Genomic DNA, 16,126 nt, shown 5'->3' with positions numbered 1-16,126 from the left:
TCCCACAACCAGCGTTACGGTTGAGCGCTGGTTGAATAAATTGGTGTAAGAAATTGAATCGCCATGCATTAAAGCGGGCACAATATATGGCTTTTTAGATACGCATTCAACGTTTTATTGATTAAGGTATATTTACGTTATTTTTACACTGGCGAAAATCAACCTAATTGATTGATTTAAAATGAATATTTTAAGGGTTGAAAGACCTTTAAAATTGTAATTATTAGTGAGGAAGTTTCTCGATTTTTATTAACGTTACGCGGATATTGCTGGCGAAAAGTTTCCGCCAGCAATGGCATGACTCAATGCAGCTCAACCGCATAATTCGTTAAAGGTGTGACTTTTTTCACCAACTTATTGTTATATAAAAACTGTTCATAAGCTTCATAGCGAGGTTTATCCAGCGCCGCCGGATCGCTGGCAAACAGAGGAAGGGTTTTCAGCCATGCCTGCTTGTTCAGTTCGGTATTGAGCTCGGGATGCGCGGCGGCAAACGCCTGCCAGGTCTCCTGAGGATGGGCGCGCAGGTAAGCGACGCCTTTTTGCAGCGCCTTGAGGAACGCCTTAATCTTCGCCGCGTTTGCTTCATCACGATTCGCGACAATCACCAGCTCGTCGTAGGCCGGTACGCCGTAATCCTCGACGTTCATCACCTGCGGATCTTTCCCCTGTAGCTTCAGCTCCAGCGCTTCGATATTACGATAGCCGCCGATGACCGCATCGACCTGGCCGGCCAGCAGGGCGCTGGTCAGCTGGAAGTTCACGTTGATGAGCTTGATGCTTTTGGGGTCGATGTGCGCGTGCTGCGCCATGGTGGCCAGCGTCGCCTGTTCGATACCGCTCACCGAGTAACCCACTTTTTTGCCTTGCAGATCGGAGGGGGATTTGATGCTTTTATCCAGCGCGATCACCGTGTTCAGCGGTGAATTAATCAGGGTGCCGACGCGGACCAGCGGCAGCCCTTCATCAGCAAAAAAATGGACCTGCGGCTGGTAGGTAATCGCCAGGTCCGCCTGGCGGGCGGCGACTAAGCGCGGCGGCAGCGCCGGGTCGGACGGCGGCACGATTTTGACGTCCAGGCCCGCCTCTTTAAAGGCGCCGATCTGTTCGGCCACCACGATCGGCGCATGATCGGGGTTGATATACCAGTCCAGCACCAGGGTGAGTTTCTCGTTGGCCAGCGCCTGACCGCTGAACAGCACGCCAAGGGCCATTCCGCTATAAAGATGTTTACGCATGGTTATTCCTTCTGTTTAAAATCGTTATTCCGGCGTCCAGTCGATCAGCCGGTGTAAAAAAGCATCCACCGCCAGCCAGAGCAGGACGGTCAGCACCACCAAAATAAACAGGGCCGCGAAGCAGATATCGGTTTGCAGGCGGGCGTTGGCGTTAAGCATCACGTAGCCCAGGCCTTCGGCTGAACCGACCCATTCGCCGATAATCGCCCCGATGGGGGCAACGGCGGCGGCCATCCGCAGGCCGGAACCAAGGGCCGGAAGGGCGGCCATCATGCGAACGTGGCGCAGCTGTGCGCCAAAAGAGGCCCCCATGGTGCGCGCCAGATCGAGATAGTCGCGGTTAACCCGGCGTAGACCGTCAAAAAACGCCGAGGTGACGGGAAAGAAAATCACCAGCACCGCCATCATCACCTTGGCGCCCATGCCAAAACCGAACCACAGCACCAGCAGCGGGGCGAGGGCAAAGACCGGGATCGCCTGGCTGGTCAGCACCAGCGGCATCAGCCAGCGCTGAAGGCGCGGCGAGACAATCATGCACAGCGCCAGCGTCACGCCGAGTAGGGCGCCAAGCACGAGGCCGCTGAGGATCTCGCTCAACGTGATCAGCGTGTGTTCGCCGAGGTACGAGCGGTTGACCCACAGAGCGCTTGCCACCGCCGAGGGTGAAGGCAGCAGAAAGGCGGGAATGCCGCTTCGGCTCGCCAGCCACCAGAGCAGCAGCAGGCCGCAGAACACCACGGCGGCGCGAAACAGTTTTGCGCTCATCCGTTAGCCCTTATCAGCTGTTGCAGCAGCTCCGCCTGGCTGGCCAACAGCGCCGGATCGTCCGGCGCGCGCGGCGGCATGCCGGACAGGCGATGCGCGTCGTCAATCCCGCCGGGAGCGGGGGAAAGGACCAGCAGACGATGGCTCAGGCGGCAGGCTTCCATCGGGTCGTGGGTAATCAGCACGACGGTGCGGTTCACCAGGAGTTCCGCGGCCAGGGTCTGAATGCGCGTCCGGGTCAGGGTATCGAGCGCGGAAAAAGGTTCGTCCATCAGCACAATGGGGCGGTCTTCATAGAGCGTGCGCGCCAGCGCCGCACGCTGGCGCATGCCGCCTGAGAGGGCGGCCGGGCGGTCGCCGGCGCAGTGTTCAAGACCAACCTGCTGTAACAGCGCGGCAACCCGCCGATGGTCTACGCGCTCTCCGCGCAGACGCGCGCCAAGCGAGACGTTGTCGCGCACGCTTAACCATGGATAAAGCAGATCTTTTTGTCCCATCCACGCCAGCCGTTTATCTATTGGCTGCCCGTCGCTGGCGCGAACGTCACCGGCGGTAGCTTTTGCCAACCCGGCGATAATGCGCAACAGGCTGGTCTTTCCAGCGCCGCTGGCACCCAGCAGCGAAACCCACTGGCCGCCGGGGATAGCGAACGTCAGATTGTCGAATATCCGCCGCGCGCCAAAGCGCAGGCTCAGACCGCGCACCTGGATACCGGGCGCCGTCACGCCGGGCGCTCCGCGACGGCGTTGAGGCCCATCTGCCAGAAGTTAGCCTCCAGACGCGTGGCGGTGGTGAAAATAGCGCTGAGTTCGGCGAAACGCGCCTCGCCGCCGCGCTGCTGCCAGAGGGTTTCCAGCAGACCGATGGCGTTATTGACGCCGTTCAGGTAACCCTCATCACCGTAGTTGCGGATCCAGGAGGCATAAGGATTGGCGGTCAGCCGGGTCGCCGGATCGTGCAGCAGGCCGAGGCCGATTTCCGCGTAGCCGGCAACGCAGGGCATCAGCGCCGCCAGCAGATCCAGGGCGTCGCCGGAGTGGCCGATGTCCAGCACGTAGCGGGTATAGTTAACGGTTTCCACGGCTTCCGCTTCGGCGGCCATCGTCGCTTCATCCAGTCCCCATTCCCTGCAGTAGCCGACGTGCAGCGGCAGCTCGTCAATAATGGCGTTCATCGACGCGGCGGCGACGCGCATTTCCGCCAGGGTACGCAGCTTGCTGACCAGCAGCGCGTAGCTGCGGGCGAAATGGATCAGAAACAGGTAATCCTGGGTCAGATAGCGGCGGAAGGCGGATTCGGGCAGGGTGCCATCGGCGAGCTGGCGCAGGAAGGGGTGGGCGACGTAGTGCTGCCAGTCGGCGCCGGCCTGCTGACGCAGGCGGCCATAAATACCCTGGGTAAACGCGGGAAGAATCACAGGACCTCCTGAAACAAGGGAGATCCGGGCGTGCTGAATGAAGTGTGAACAGGCAATGGCGCAAAACTGGCGGAAATGCCGACCCGTCCCTTCGCTGGCATGACCCAGATCAGGTTCAAAGGGTTCGGCTTACGCCATCTCAGCCCTCACGGGACACCCCTCGGTTTGGCCCCTGTTATACGACATTCCCTTTTTGATTACAATGCTGTGAATTTGCCGGGGATAGGTGACGTTGTCACTTTTAAATATCTCAAGAAATGGCTATTGCGCATCGTTTGCGCCCGGTGGCGGCTGACGCCTTACCGGGCGCGGATCATCAGAGGATCAGTGAAACTCTACCCAGCTGGCCCCGTTGTCTGCTGAACGTACGCAGCTCTCTACCCAATGCACGCCGAGCGCCCCGGCTTTGGCATCCGGATACCAGAAGTTTTCCAGCAAGGCCGAATCGCGACGGTCGGTTGCATCCATGGCAATGGCAAAGCGGCGATACAGATTCGACCAGGCCTCAAACAGCCCTTCGGGATGGCCGCCGCCAATCCGGTCGTCCTGCAGGGCCAGCGGGTCAAGATAGGGCATACCGCGTTCGAGGATGCGCACCGGCTCGCCCTGAATTTCGTAGCGCAGCTGGTTCGGCTGTTCATCCCACCACTCCAGGCTAGCTTTCTCCCCGACGATGCGGACTTTCTGTCCGTGCATTGAGCCGCTGTTGACCGCCGAGCACCACATCGACCCTACGGCGCCGTTGTCGTACTCCATCAGCACATGCGCGTTATCCTCCAGCGGTGCACGGCTTTTGACAAAACTCTGGCGGGAGCACATCAGGCGAGTGATATTAAGCTTCGGCGCCATGGTCTCCGCCAGGAACAGCGGGTGGGTGGCCAGATCGCCTAGCACGTAGCTGGGACCAACAAATTTCGGGTCCACCCGCCAGCGGGTGCTGGGGTTATCCTGCTCTACCGGCTGGTTATGGAAACCGTGGGCGAACTGCATATTGATGATGCGGATCTCGCCCAGCAGCCCCTGTTCAATCATCTGCCGAGCCTGCAGAATCAACTGATGCCCGGCGTAGCCGTAGGTGACGCCGATGATTTTGCGCTGTTTTTCGCTCAGGGCCACCAGCGCATCGGCCTCTTCGCCGGTAAAACAGAGCGGTTTTTCGCAGACCACATGCAGTCCGGCCTCAAGCGCCGCGCGACAAATGGCGTAGTGGGTGTTATTCGGCGTGGCGATAGAAACCGCTTCAATGCCGTCTTCCCGCGCCGCTTCTTCGCGAAACAAGGTTTCGTAGTCGGGGTAACAGCGCCCGACGTCCACGCCCAGCTGCTGGCCAAACTCGCGCCCGCGCTCTGCATCAATATCAAAAGCCCCGGCCAGCAGGGTAAACGATCCGTCGCGCAGCGCCGCGGAGCGGTGAATATAGCCAATCTGGCTGCTTCCGCCGCCGCCCACCATGCCCCAGCGTAAGGAGCGGCCTACAGGTTTAATACCGTTAATCATCTGTTTTCTCCCGATTAAAACCCAACGGATCGCAGGTAGCGCAGGCTTTCCGTGACCGCCTGCAGGCTGCCCTCGACGTTGCGCGGATCGCGCTCTTGCTCAATGGTGATCCAGCCCTGATAGCCGCGCTTGTCGAGAAAGGCGCGCACCGCCGGATAGTCAATGGCGCCGCTGCCAAGCGGGCACATCACCCCCTCCGCACAGGCCGAGAAGAAGTCGATGCCGCGGGAAATCACGCTCTCGAACACCTGCGGGTCAACATCTTTAAAATGCAGGTAATCAAGGCGGTCAAAATGGCGATCCAGCCAGCTGATGGGGTCCATGCCCGAATAGTAGAGGTGGCCAGTGTCGAGACACAAACCGGCCACCTCATGGGGAATCTGCGTCGCCAGCAGGTCGATTTCATCGGCAAACTCGATGCAGCCGCCGGCGTGAGGATGGATAACCGGACGCACGCCGTACTCCTGCCACGCCAGTTTGCTGATAGTGATAATGTGGTCGATCATCCGCTGCCAGTCGGCGGGTGACAGACGGGGGGCCAGCTCGCCGCGTCCGGCATATTTCGCCCGCTGCGGATTGCCGAAATCAATAATGACCAGATAAGGCGGCTGGAAGGGGTTACCCGGCGTCTTTTCCGCGGCCGGTACCTGCGACAGATTGCGGCAGAGGTTATGCGTCAGTTCGACAATATTCGCGAAGTTCTCTTCGCTGACCAGATCGTCGAAGATCGTTCCGGCAACCAGCGACAGCCCCTGTTTATTCAGCGCGGCGCTAAGTTCATCGGCCCGGGTCGGCAGATAGCTCCACGGGCCCAGTTCAATGCTTTTATAACCGGCCGTCGCCGCTTCTTCCAGCACCTTGGGCCACGGCGACAGGTAAGGGTTTTTGGGATCATCGACGCCCCAGCTGCACGGCGCGTTGGCAATATGTATGGTCATGATGGCTTCCTTTTCTGATGAGGAGAAAACATGACCAGTATTGAATGAAAATTTCATATTCAACAATGATGAAATTTAAATTCTTTGATGGGATTCAAGATTTATCTTGATAGCGTAAATGATGGTTTTTTATCAAATATAGCGCTGAAGCGGAGCGCGGCGACTTTATCCGCGCCCTCGGCAATCAGAGGTTTTCTTTGGTGAGGAGGTCAAACGGCTGCAGAGCGTTGATAAACGTCGCCCGCGGCTGGCTGACTGCCTGGATAAAGGCGTTAATTGTCGCCGCAGCGAACTCGCTAAGCCGGTGCGCAAGCATAAGATCGACGGTGCCGTCGATTAACGCCAGCTCGCCGTTGTCTACCGGGCCATGGCAAATCAGGGTGACCTGGTGCTGGCGTTGACGCGCGCGCAGGGCGTCGACAATACCTTCCACGCCGCCGCAGGGCGCGTAAATGGCCTTCAGATCCGGGTACTGTTGCAGCATCTCTTCCGTCACCTGGCGCGCGACATCGGCACGTTCGTGGCTGCGCACCGGTTCAAGCACACGATCGCCTTTGCCCTGTTCGCGCAGGTAGGAGCGGAAACTTATCTCGCAGCTTTCCTGACAAATAAACCGATTATCGCCGACGATAATCCCAATTTCGCCGTCGCCGTGACAGAGCCTGTCCACCGCCCAGCCGGCGGTGCGGCCCGCTTTCTGGTTATCCAGCCCGATATAGCCGGTACGCTGGGGAATGCTCATATCGGAGAGCAGGGTGAAGACGTGCACCCCTTTATCAATCGCCTGAATGAGGGCATGGCGGATAAGCGGATTATCCAGCGCCACAATGCCGATAACATCCACTTCAGTGCTCAGGCGGCCGATCGCGGCGGCCATATCGTTGATGGCGTTAATATCATAATGCAGAAAAACGGGGGCCTGCGTCGGGCTATGCCACGCGAGTGCCGCCTGTTCAAGCGCCTGCGCCAGCTGTTGATAAAACGAGTGTGACGGCTGCAGCAGGATAAACCCCATTCTGAGGGCTATCGCCGACTGGCCGGCAGCCAGCCGATAGTGGGATTGCTCAAGCGCGAAGCCTAATCGCCGCGCGGACTCGAGTACTTTACGTTCGGTGCTATCTTTGACGGCGGCCCGTTTATTGAGCACTCTGTCTACCGTCGCAATACCCACTCCGGCGTCTCTGGCTATGTCGGTCATGGTCACTTTTTTCGCTGACATCGGTCTCTTCCTTTGAGGTTATTGATAAAAATCTATCATTATTTGCGCGGGCAAAAAGCGAAGCCACTCAGGGTTTATAAAAAAATGGCGAAGCGTCTGCTTCATTGAGCTGATATTCAGGCGGCGGGGACTACACTAAGTGCATCACTAATAATGGAACAGGATGCCATGACCTATTCACTCTCGAGAAAATTCCTCGCCGCCACCTCTGCGCTGCTGCTGCTTTCAATGAGCGCGGTACCGGCTAGCGCCGCTGGCGACAGCACCGATGCCGTCTCTCCGCTCAACGCCGCGAATGGCTTAAGCGAAGCGGCAAAGCAGTACCTCCTGCATTATCCCTCCCGCAGCGGCGTTGACGGTAAAACCGCCCGCGAAGATACCGCCGCGGTATTTATTCCCTTTGGCGCGACGCCGGAAGGGGGGTGGCCTGTGGTGGTCTGGGCTCACGGTACCGTGGGCGTGGCGAACCACTGCGCGCCGTCGTTAAACCCGCGCAGCGATCGCGATAAGCAGTATCTGAATACCTGGCTGTCGCTGGGCTACGCGGTGGTCGCGCCGGATTATGCCGGGCTGGGCTCTGCTGGCCTGCACCATTATCTTAACGCCCGCGGCGAAGCGTGGAGCGTTCTTGATGGCGTTCGCGCCGCCCTGAAGCAGTTTCCGCTTAAGAATGAGCTTATTCTGGTAGGGCAGTCGCAGGGTGCGCACGCCGCGTTCGCCAGCGCGGGATATCAGCCGGAATATGCGCCGGAGCTGAACGTTCGCGCGACGGTGCTGACCGGTACGCCTTATTTTGAGAAAGGAACCACCGCCGCCGATGTGCTTCCACCGGCAGTCGGCAAAGCGCCGACCGGAGGCGACCCGAAAATACCCTATATTTTCTATATTTATCTGTCTGCCGCCGACAGCAACCCGCAGCTTAATCCGGCTGATTATTTCCAGGATAACGCGCTGCCGCTGCTGAAAGAGGCGAGCAATTTATGCATTACGCCGTTAAACGATGAGGTCATGAAGGCCGGTCTTAATGCCGCTAACTCACTTAAGCCGGGAATAGACTCCCTGTTAAACGCCAGCGTGGGCAGCATGCTTTATCCGACCCTGAAAATCGATCACCCGGTGTTTATCGGTATTGGCGGCGCGGATATCAACGTGCCGACGGCAATGCAAAAACGCTTTGCCGATGCGGTAAAAAGCGCGGGAACCCGGGCGGAGGTTCATATTTATGCCGGCCTGGATCATAGCGGTACGGTTAACCCGTCCTTACGCGACTCGGTGCCGTTTCTGATTAAGACGCTGAACGATAAGCGATAGTGCCGGCAGGCCGCCCTGAGCGATGGGGCGGACTTCGATTACCAGTATTTAGGGATCAGATAGCCATACATCACGACCGCGACAACAATCATCAACGTAATAATCGCCCAGTCCGCTTTTAGTGATTTTACTGCGTTCATAAGTTCCTCTTTTTTCAATGAATCATCGGGGAACCTTACCGCCGCCGCGCGCGATAGAAGGTGATGAAGATCACACATTAAAATTTGTCATACAAATAAAGTGTGTCGATTTTTAAATTTTCTCAGCAATATTTTGTCCGCTCATTCGTCTACCTCAGCACAGGCTAATATTCACGAGCATTATGAGGTAAACAGAAGATGAGAGATTTCGATATGCACGGTCAGCATCACCATCAGCGCTTTGGTCGTCACAGAATGGCAAAACCGCTTATTATCGGCGTGGCGTTAATCGCCGTGCTTGGGCTGGTGGTGATGTCGCTGTGGAATGCGCTGCTGCCGGCAATTCTTGGCGTGAAGAGCATCGGTTTCTGGCAGGCGTTAGGGATTCTGGCGCTGTCGCGGATCCTGTTCGGCGGCCTCGGTTTTCGGCCGGGCATGTTTGGCATGGGGCACGCCCGGCGGCGGATGCATGAACGCTGGATGAACATGAGCCCCGAGCAGCGCGAGGAGTTTGCTCAGCGCTTCGGCCGCCGCGGGCATCACGGCCCCTGCGGCTGGCGTGACCGCCGAGGCGAGCATGGGCCGCAGCAGGAGAGTCCAGCTAAAAACGCGGATCCCGAGTGAACACAATGAAAAACGGCACCGTGGCGGAGTCACGGCTTGTTTCCGCCCTCAACGCCTGCCGGTCGCGGCTGAAGGCTTTTATCCGCGGACGGACCCCGCTGCGCGATGAGGCGGACGATATCCTGCAGGAAGTGACGTATCAGCTCATTCGCGTCGAGCAGCCGGTGGAGAATATCGCCGCCTGGCTGTTTCGGGCGGCGCGTAACGAAATGACCGACAGGGCGAGGAAAAAACGCGAGCTGCCGCTGGCGGGCGGCTTCAGCGAGGAGGAGGAGGGCGATTCTCCTGAGGACGAGCTGGCCGAGACGCTGTTTGGCGTGCCGCAAACGCCGGAGGATGAGTATCTGAAAGCGCTGCTCTGGGAGGAGCTAAACCAGGCGCTTTCGGAGCTGCCGCCCGCCCAGCGTGAGGCATTTGAGAAAACCGAACTGCAGGGCTATAGCTACCGGGAGCTGGCCGAAGAGTCCGGCGTCAGCGAGCAGGCGCTGCTCTCGCGTAAGCATAAAGCCGTTCTCTACCTTCGCACCCGCCTGCGTAGCCTGTACGATGAGCTCCTCGCCGGTTAGGCGTATTCCGGCCCCGTTCACAGGGCGCCGGATGATGATGGCTTATAGCCCCAGGCCGTGAGGAACACGCTAATCGCGCATTCGGCGAGCGGCTCCAGCGTTTCTGCCGTTAGCGCATTTTGCGCAATTAAGGCTCCCGGCAGCGGATAGCCCATAATCGCGCCGAGAAACGCCGTCGCCTGGAGCTGCGGGTCGCTGAGGGTCAGCTGGCCCTGATCTCGTTTCTTCGCGAGGATATCGCTGAGCGCCTGCAGTACGCGGCCAGAGGGTCGTTGCTCAAGCGTGACGTACAGCTCCGGTTTTTGCACCAGCACCTGGATGAGCAGGCGTTGAAAGTGGATGTTTTCCGGTGCATAAAAATGGTGCTGGACAACCCTGGCGAATCCCCGCAGCAGCGCCGGCAGATCCTGCTGGCTGTCCTGTAGAAGCTGTTGCAGGGGCGGCTGCATAGCGTCGTTGAGAAAGGCGAACGTCTCCAGCAGCAGCGCGTCTTTTCCGCCGGGGAAATGGCTGTACAGCGTCGGGCGCGTGGTTCCCGCTTCGGCGGCGATGGTATCCAGAGACACATCAAGCCCGTGCTGCAGAAACAGCGCCCGGGCGGTTTGTAAAATGCGTGGGCGGGCTTTCATCGGCCGCCCGCGTTGATTTCCCATCAGTTGAGTCCTTACGGTTTGCGTCTTTTTAGCCGCATCATTCCTTGCTGCACCAGCAGGAAAAATAATGGCGCGAAAAACAAGGTCAGCAGCGTCCCGGTGAGCATGCCGCCGATGACCGCGGTGCCTATCTCTCGTTGGCTGGAAGCCCCCGCGCCGGTAGAGAGTACCAGAGGGATTACGCCAACAACAAATGCGAGTGAGGTCATCACGATGGGGCGCAAGCGCAGGCGCGCGCCTTCGAGGGTGGCTTCCGACAGGCTTTTCCCTTGCTGGAACTGCGCCAGGGCGAATTCAACGATCAGAATCGCGTTTTTGGACGAGAGGCCCATTGTCGTCAACATCCCCACCTGGAAGTAGATATCGTTTTCATAACCGGCGAGCAACGAAGCGCTGATGGCGCCAATAATGCCCAACGGGATAATCAGCATTACGGCAATGGGAACCGACCAGCTCTCATATAAGGCGGCCAGGCATAAAAACATAAAGGCCAGCGACGCCAGGTAGACCCACAGCGTTTGCACCGAAGATGACTGCTCCTGCCAGGACAAACCGCTCCATTGCAGATCAAACCCGTTCATCGAGCTGACCAGGTCGGCCATCTCCGCCATCGCGGCGCCGGAACTGACGCCCGGCGCCGCGCCTCCCTGAAACTGCACGGCCGACAGACCGTTAAACCGCTGAAGCATCTGCGGTCCGGTGGTCCAGCGCAGGGATGAGAAGCTGTCGAAGGAGGCCATGTTGTTGCTGTCGCCGCGCACAAACCAGGCGGATAAATTTTCCGGCGTCGAACGCCAGGCCGCATCTCCTTGCATATACACGCGTTTAACCCGCCCACGGTCGATAAAGTCGTTAACATATACGCCCCCCCAGGCCGCTGAGAGCGTATTGTTGATATCAGTCTGATCCAGGCCCTGAGCCTGCGCTTTTTGTCTGTCGACATTGACCTGCAGCTGCGCTTTTTCTTCCAGACTATTAATTCGTACCGCGTCCAGAGCGGGATTTTCTCTGGCGGCATTGAGCAGGGTGGTTTGCGCCTGCATAAGCGCAGCGCTGCCATTTTCCGCGCTGTCCTGCAGCCATAGCTCAAAGCCGCTGGATTGCCCAAGCCCGCGCACGGTCGGGGGCGACATCACGCTGATGTTGGCCTGCCGGGCGTTTTTATTAAAGTACTGGTTCGCGCGGGAAATAATGGCCTGGGCGCTGTTTTTCTCACCAGGACGCAGGTCCCAGTGCTTTAACTCAGCGAATGCCATGCCGACGTTCTGCCCACTGCCGGCATTGTTTCTCCCGGTGACCATAAAGATAACGTTGAGGTTATCTTCCTCCTCGGTCATAAAATAGCGCGCAATATCAGCGCCAACCTCCTCGGTCATTGACATCGGCGAGCCAGACGGCAGCGTGTATTGAACCATGACCGCGCCCTGATCCTCCTCGGGCAGAAATCCGCTAGCGAGCTTCTGATATTGCCAGAGCATCAAAAAGGTCAGGATCAGGGCCAGGCAGACAAAACGAAACGGACGGGCGGTTATTCGTTGGAGCGTGGCCAGGTAGCGGTTCTGACTTATCGTCACGCCGCGATTGAAAAGGGTGAAAAAACGCCCTTTTTTCATGTGTCCTGGCTTGAGCAGGTGGGCGCATAGCGTTGGCGTCAGCGTCAGAGCGACCAGCGCGGACAGCGCCATGGCTGAGACAATAGTCACGGTAAACTGGCGATAGATAATCCCGACCGAGCCGCCAAAGAGCGCCATCGGAATAAAAACGGCGGAGAGAACCAACGCAATACCGATTAGTGCCCCGGTTATCTCATTCATCGAGCGCAGCGTGGCCTCCAGCGGGGTGAGGTCTTCCTCTGCCATCAAACGCTCAACGTTTTCCACTACCACGATAGCGTCATCAACCAGCAGGCCGATTGCCAACACCATCGCAAACAGGGTGAGCGTATTAATGCTGTAACCGAGCAGGCTGAGAATACCGAAAGTACCCAGCAGAACTACCGGAACCGTAAGGGTCGGGATCAGCGTCGCCCGCCAGCTCTGCAGAAAAAGATACATGACGGCCACGACAAAGAGGATCGCTTCAATCAGCGTATGCACCACGCTTTCGATCGATACCGTCACAAACGGTGTGCTGTCGCGCGGATAGGCGGCGACCACGCCTTGCGGAAAGCGGGAAGAGAGGCGTTCGACTTCGGCCCGAACTTTTTCCGCCGTTTCCAGCGCGTTGGCTCCCGAGGCCAGTTGAATCGAGATCCCGGCGGAGGGGTAACCATTGAGCGTAGTTTGGTTTTGATAGTTTTCCGCGCCGATCTCCACGCGGGCCACATCGCGCAGGTACACCACCGAGCCGTCGCTATTCGTGCGCAGAATAATATTCTCAAATTGCTCAGGACGTTCAAGCCGAGACTGCGTCGCCACCGTGGCGTTCAGATACTGTCCCTCAAGCGTCGGCAGCGAGCCAATTTCACCGCTGGTAACCTGCGAATTCTGCGCTTCAATGGCGGCCTGCACGTCCGAGGGCATCAAACCGTAGCTGGTCAGCTGGAGCGGATTAAGCCAGATGCGCATGGCGTACTGCGCGCCAAAAACGGTGGTTTCACCCACGCCTTCAACCCGGCTCAATGGCTCCTGCAGGGAACTGACGAGGAAATCGCTGATATCAAGGCTGGTTAATTGCTCGCTTTTGTCATACAGGGCAACCACCATCAGGCTGTCGCCCTGGGATTTGGTAACGGTAATGCCTTGCTGCTGTACCTCCTGTGGTAAGCGGGTAATCGCCTGGTTTACCGCATTTTGTACCTGTACCTGCGCCATATCAGGATTTACGCCCTGATCGAAGCTAAGGCTAATCCGCGCCTGCCCAGCCGAACTGCTGCTTGAGGAGAAATAGATCAGCCCATCGATGCCTTTAATCTGCTGCTCCAGCACCTGGGTAACGCTATCCTCGACGGTTTCCGCTGAAGCGCCGGTATAGTTCGCCGTGACGTTGACGGCAGGAGGGGCGATATCCGGATACTGTTCTACCGGCAGCGTCAGCAGGGCAAGGGCGCCGGCCGCCATAATGCAGATAGCGATGACGGCGGCAAAAACGGGGCGAAAGACAAAAAAGCGGGCCAGCATTGTTACGCACCTCAGGTCAGTTAATGGCGTCTTGCAGGGTAAACACCGCAGGCGGCGCGCTTATCGCATCATCGGGCGGAAGCGGGGTAAAGGGCAGCCCATGGAATGCCTCATCGTGAACTTTGCTCATCAAGAAGGCGCCGATCTCAGAACATGACGTCGCACGCTGGTATTCACTCCACAGATAGTCGTAGGTTTGAATGCTGAAAATATTCTGCTGAAGTAAAAAGTGCAGATAGCGCTGCCGCTGTTCCACGCGCTGGCTAATGAGCAGGGCGCGACAGCGCCAGGCCTCGGCGGGTTCTTGTAGGTGGGAGCAGGCGTCATAGAGCGAGGCGCCCTGCGCGGGTAGGCTGGGTAAAGCGGCGTTCACCGCGCCGGGAAAAATGGCTAATGCAATGAAATAAAAAAGCTTTCCCCATTTTCTTTCGTTGAACATCAGTCTGATCTCGTTTGTTTATTTACTTTACAGTAAAGTAAATAAAATGTTTAAACAAGCGATAGTCTGTACGAATGAAAAAAGGGAAAGCGAGAGTGTTAGCAGAAGGCTCCTGGCCGGGTTTTAGAACATGCTGTTGCCGCTGGCGGTTTTTTGCGGAACGTTCTGGGTAACGTCCCAGTGCTCAATGATTTTATGCTGCTTGTCGAGGCGGAAGATATCAATAATCGCCCGCGTCACGCCCGGCTCGCGACCGGTGACCTCAACGTGCAGGATCACATGATCGCCATCAACAAACGCCTGCTTAATTTCACTGTGGGAGTCGGGATATTTGTTCTTCAGGAAGGCGATGAACTGCTGAAAGCCTTCCACGCCGTCTTTCGCCATCGGGTTATGCTGTATGTAGCGGTCTCCGAGATAGGGTCTGGCGGCGGCAAAGTCTTTGTCATTTAACGCTTTATTATAAAAATCAATGACCTTCTTTTTATTCAGCTGTTCATTTTCACTGTTGCCCGCAAAAACGGCGGGCGTCAGAGCGCAGAACAAGGAATAGGCGACAATCGATTTTTTTAACATAACATTCTCCGGTTGGGGCAGGTGTGGGAATCAACCTCCCCAGCGGCTTTTCAGGTAGTTAACGGCCTGCTGGGTTTGCGGCTGATTGAGGTAATTCTCTCTGAACAAAATCGTGCCCTGAATTTGCGGCATGGATTCATTCAGATCAAGCTGCTTTTTCAATTCCGGCACGCCGCCGTTAATCATCCAGTCGGGTTCGTTCTTCGACGGTTCGCCCACCTTGTACAGCGCCACGCCGATATAGAGGCGGGTATGGGTGGGTTTCACCACGTCAGCCCACCACTTTGCCAGCACGTCGTAGCGGGCCGCGTCGCGGGCGAAGGGCCAATAAATCTGCGGCGCGATATAGTCCAGCCATCCCTGCTGCACCCAGAGACGGGTATCGGCATAGGACTCATCGTAGGCCGCCGCGCCGCGGGTGTCGGAACCGGCCGGATCGTGGGAGCGGTTGCGCCAGACGCCTGCCGGACTGACGCCGAATTCAACCTCGGTGTTCAGCTGCTTGATGGTACGGGAAACCTGCTCGATCAGCAGTTGGGTATTATGCCGCCGCCAGTCCGCCTTCACGGCAAATCCCTGACCGTACTGCTGGAACGTCCGGCTGTCGTTCAGCGCCGATCCCGGCGATTCGGTGTAGAAATAGTCGTCGAACTGGACGCCGTCAACAGGATAATGCTCCACGACTTCCGCCACGATACTGGTTATCCAGTCGCGCACTTCCGGGATGCCCGGATCGAGCACGAAGCGATCGCCGGAGGTGCGTATCCACTCGGGGTGCAGAACGTATACGCTGGCGGGAACCTGCGATAGCGTACCGTTAAGCTCGGTGACGGTTTTCGGCCGGGTGTTGACCGAAACGCGATAGGGGTTAAACCAGGCATGAACGCGCATACCGCGCTTATGGGCCTCGTCCAGCATGAACTTAAGCGGATCGTAGCCCGGATCCTCGCCGATTTTTCCGGTCAGCATATCGGACCACGGCAGGATCTTCGATGGCCAGAGCGCTGTGCCATCCGGTTTCACCTGGAAGAAGACGGTGTTAATGCCGAGGCTCTTTAAATTATCCAGCTTGGCAGTCAGCGCCTGCTGCTGGAGGGCGATACGTCGGTTGGCCGTAATGCCGCCATTCACCGATTCCAGCGGCGGCCAGTCGAGGCGCGAAACGGTTGTCAGCCACACGCCGCGTACCGGCTCATGACTTTTGGGTAACGTCGGCTGCCTGGTCGCGGGCGGCATGGGTGTGACGAGAGAAACGGGCGGTTTGCTGCCGCAGTGGGCCAACAGCAGCGCAGCAGCTATTGCTACGGCGGATATTTTCACCTTGTTCAGGAGAAATTTACAGGAGCGGATCGTCATGATATTTGCCAGCTTTTCTGGTCAGCGCACAAAAGAGTCATTTTCATATTATTCGACTTTAAGTCAATAGTTTAGCTACGGGTGCAGCAGCAAAAGCACGCAAACCTCAGGCGAAGAAAACGACTCTCGCATCACGCAACGGTTTGCCATGATATATCATTGATATGCATTAAAACTTGATCGGTTCAGGGCGAGTATAAACAGGATTTATTAAAATTTGGTCAAACTATTGGCCGTCGGCCCGCTGCGGCGCGTCAAACTGGATTAG

The 16,126-nt window shown here is 57.5% G+C and carries 16 protein-coding genes and 1 riboswitch; of the genes, 3 read left to right on the top strand and 13 right to left on the bottom strand.

The window, feature by feature from the left end:
- Positions 1–302: 302 nt before the first annotated feature.
- The 7 genes from CMQ96_RS04195 to CMQ96_RS04165 all read right to left on the bottom strand — a co-directional run bounded on the left by CMQ96_RS04195 (position 303) and on the right by CMQ96_RS04165 (position 7,074).
- Positions 303–1,238 carry an ABC transporter substrate-binding protein gene (locus CMQ96_RS04195; protein WP_064342656.1) on the bottom strand — a complete coding sequence of 312 codons (936 nt, stop codon included), beginning with the start codon at positions 1,236–1,238 and terminating at the stop codon, positions 303–305.
- Between the two features lie 24 nt (positions 1,239–1,262).
- Entirely contained in the window at positions 1,263–2,003 is a 741-nt protein-coding gene (locus CMQ96_RS04190) for an ABC transporter permease (protein WP_032711032.1), read from the bottom strand.
- Complete coding sequence (locus tag CMQ96_RS04185) at positions 2,000–2,728, bottom strand: ABC transporter ATP-binding protein (RefSeq protein WP_024358188.1); 729 nt, start codon at positions 2,726–2,728, stop codon at positions 2,000–2,002. Before CMQ96_RS04185 ends, CMQ96_RS04190 begins: the two co-directional genes overlap by 4 nt.
- On the bottom strand, positions 2,725–3,420 hold the full coding sequence (locus tag CMQ96_RS04180; RefSeq protein ID WP_024358187.1) for a TenA family protein: 696 nt from the start codon (positions 3,418–3,420) through the stop codon (positions 2,725–2,727). The genes CMQ96_RS04185 and CMQ96_RS04180 overlap by 4 nt, the downstream gene beginning before the upstream one ends.
- 69 nt (positions 3,421–3,489) lie before the next feature.
- Positions 3,490–3,591, bottom strand: a riboswitch (TPP riboswitch).
- 153 nt (positions 3,592–3,744) lie between these two features.
- Positions 3,745–4,917, bottom strand: a complete 1,173-nt coding sequence (locus tag CMQ96_RS04175; protein WP_004137164.1) for a Gfo/Idh/MocA family protein — start codon at positions 4,915–4,917, stop codon at positions 3,745–3,747.
- Between the two features lie 14 nt (positions 4,918–4,931).
- Positions 4,932–5,855, bottom strand: a complete 924-nt coding sequence (locus CMQ96_RS04170; protein ID WP_098066005.1) for a sugar phosphate isomerase/epimerase — start codon at positions 5,853–5,855, stop codon at positions 4,932–4,934.
- A gap of 184 nt (positions 5,856–6,039) precedes the next feature.
- On the bottom strand, positions 6,040–7,074 hold the full coding sequence (locus CMQ96_RS04165; protein WP_049086045.1) for a LacI family DNA-binding transcriptional regulator: 1,035 nt from the start codon (positions 7,072–7,074) through the stop codon (positions 6,040–6,042).
- Between the two features lie 168 nt (positions 7,075–7,242).
- Here CMQ96_RS04165 and CMQ96_RS04160 point away from each other — a divergent pair, with 168 nt between their 5' ends.
- Positions 7,243–8,385, top strand: a complete 1,143-nt coding sequence (locus tag CMQ96_RS04160) for an alpha/beta fold hydrolase (RefSeq protein WP_098066107.1) — start codon at positions 7,243–7,245, stop codon at positions 8,383–8,385.
- 38 nt (positions 8,386–8,423) lie between these two features.
- Here CMQ96_RS04160 and ykgR read toward each other — a convergent pair whose 3' ends face one another.
- Entirely contained in the window at positions 8,424–8,525 is a 102-nt protein-coding gene (ykgR, locus tag CMQ96_RS29010) for a small membrane protein YkgR (protein WP_004137159.1), read from the bottom strand.
- Positions 8,526–8,723: 198 nt separating this feature from the next.
- On the opposite strand from ykgR, the gene CMQ96_RS04155 reads away from it, so the two are divergent.
- Positions 8,724–9,149: a hypothetical protein gene (locus tag CMQ96_RS04155; RefSeq protein WP_004120488.1), complete on the top strand. Its 426-nt coding sequence runs from the start codon at positions 8,724–8,726 to the stop codon at positions 9,147–9,149.
- 5 nt (positions 9,150–9,154) lie between these two features.
- The gene (locus tag CMQ96_RS04150; protein WP_049086048.1) at positions 9,155–9,715 is read left to right on the top strand and encodes an RNA polymerase sigma factor; all 561 of its coding nucleotides are present in this window, start codon (positions 9,155–9,157) and stop codon (positions 9,713–9,715) included.
- 17 nt (positions 9,716–9,732) lie between these two features.
- Here the strand turns inward: CMQ96_RS04150 and CMQ96_RS04145 are convergent, their stop codons facing one another.
- The 5 genes from CMQ96_RS04145 to CMQ96_RS04125 form a co-directional block, all read right to left on the bottom strand.
- On the bottom strand, positions 9,733–10,368 hold the full coding sequence (locus CMQ96_RS04145; RefSeq protein ID WP_049090388.1) for a TetR/AcrR family transcriptional regulator: 636 nt from the start codon (positions 10,366–10,368) through the stop codon (positions 9,733–9,735).
- Positions 10,369–10,379: 11 nt separating this feature from the next.
- On the bottom strand, positions 10,380–13,487 hold the full coding sequence (locus CMQ96_RS04140; protein WP_049103525.1) for a multidrug efflux RND transporter permease subunit: 3,108 nt from the start codon (positions 13,485–13,487) through the stop codon (positions 10,380–10,382).
- Positions 13,488–13,503: 16 nt separating this feature from the next.
- Positions 13,504–13,926, bottom strand: a complete 423-nt coding sequence (locus CMQ96_RS04135) for a hypothetical protein (protein ID WP_024358179.1) — start codon at positions 13,924–13,926, stop codon at positions 13,504–13,506.
- 123 nt (positions 13,927–14,049) lie between these two features.
- On the bottom strand, positions 14,050–14,502 hold the full coding sequence (locus CMQ96_RS04130) for a nuclear transport factor 2 family protein (RefSeq protein ID WP_098066002.1): 453 nt from the start codon (positions 14,500–14,502) through the stop codon (positions 14,050–14,052).
- A 30-nt stretch (positions 14,503–14,532) separates the two neighbouring features.
- Positions 14,533–15,822, bottom strand: a complete 1,290-nt coding sequence (locus CMQ96_RS04125) for a glycoside hydrolase family 10 protein (protein WP_176518978.1) — start codon at positions 15,820–15,822, stop codon at positions 14,533–14,535.
- Positions 15,823–16,126: the final 304 nt, after the last annotated feature.

It is taken from the genome of Klebsiella sp. MBT K-1 (assembly GCF_002556465.1).
Taxonomy (GTDB): Bacteria; Pseudomonadota; Gammaproteobacteria; order Enterobacterales; family Enterobacteriaceae; genus Klebsiella; species Klebsiella grimontii.
The sequence above is the reverse complement of the archived record's forward strand: the minus strand, read 5'-3'. Positions and strand labels throughout refer to the sequence as shown.

Excerpts from the sequence above, each read along its gene's own strand:
- CMQ96_RS04195 (WP_064342656.1), bottom strand. The coding sequence starts at position 1,238 with ATGCGTAAACATCTTTATAGCGGAATGGCCCTTGGCGTGCTGTTCAGC.
- CMQ96_RS04190 (WP_032711032.1), bottom strand. The coding sequence starts at position 2,003 with ATGAGCGCAAAACTGTTTCGCGCCGCCGTGGTGTTCTGCGGCCTGCTG.
- CMQ96_RS04175 (WP_004137164.1), bottom strand. The coding sequence starts at position 4,917 with ATGATTAACGGTATTAAACCTGTAGGCCGCTCCTTACGCTGGGGCATG.
- CMQ96_RS04170 (WP_098066005.1), bottom strand. The coding sequence starts at position 5,855 with ATGACCATACATATTGCCAACGCGCCGTGCAGCTGGGGCGTCGATGAT.
- CMQ96_RS04165 (WP_049086045.1), bottom strand. The coding sequence starts at position 7,074 with ATGTCAGCGAAAAAAGTGACCATGACCGACATAGCCAGAGACGCCGGA.
- CMQ96_RS04160 (WP_098066107.1), top strand. The coding sequence starts at position 7,243 with ATGACCTATTCACTCTCGAGAAAATTCCTCGCCGCCACCTCTGCGCTG.
- ykgR (WP_004137159.1), bottom strand. The coding sequence starts at position 8,525 with ATGAACGCAGTAAAATCACTAAAAGCGGACTGGGCGATTATTACGTTG.
- CMQ96_RS04155 (WP_004120488.1), top strand. The coding sequence starts at position 8,724 with ATGAGAGATTTCGATATGCACGGTCAGCATCACCATCAGCGCTTTGGT.
- CMQ96_RS04150 (WP_049086048.1), top strand. The coding sequence starts at position 9,155 with ATGAAAAACGGCACCGTGGCGGAGTCACGGCTTGTTTCCGCCCTCAAC.
- CMQ96_RS04145 (WP_049090388.1), bottom strand. The coding sequence starts at position 10,368 with ATGGGAAATCAACGCGGGCGGCCGATGAAAGCCCGCCCACGCATTTTA.
- CMQ96_RS04140 (WP_049103525.1), bottom strand. The coding sequence starts at position 13,487 with ATGCTGGCCCGCTTTTTTGTCTTTCGCCCCGTTTTTGCCGCCGTCATC.
- CMQ96_RS04135 (WP_024358179.1), bottom strand. The coding sequence starts at position 13,926 with ATGTTCAACGAAAGAAAATGGGGAAAGCTTTTTTATTTCATTGCATTA.
- CMQ96_RS04130 (WP_098066002.1), bottom strand. The coding sequence starts at position 14,502 with ATGTTAAAAAAATCGATTGTCGCCTATTCCTTGTTCTGCGCTCTGACG.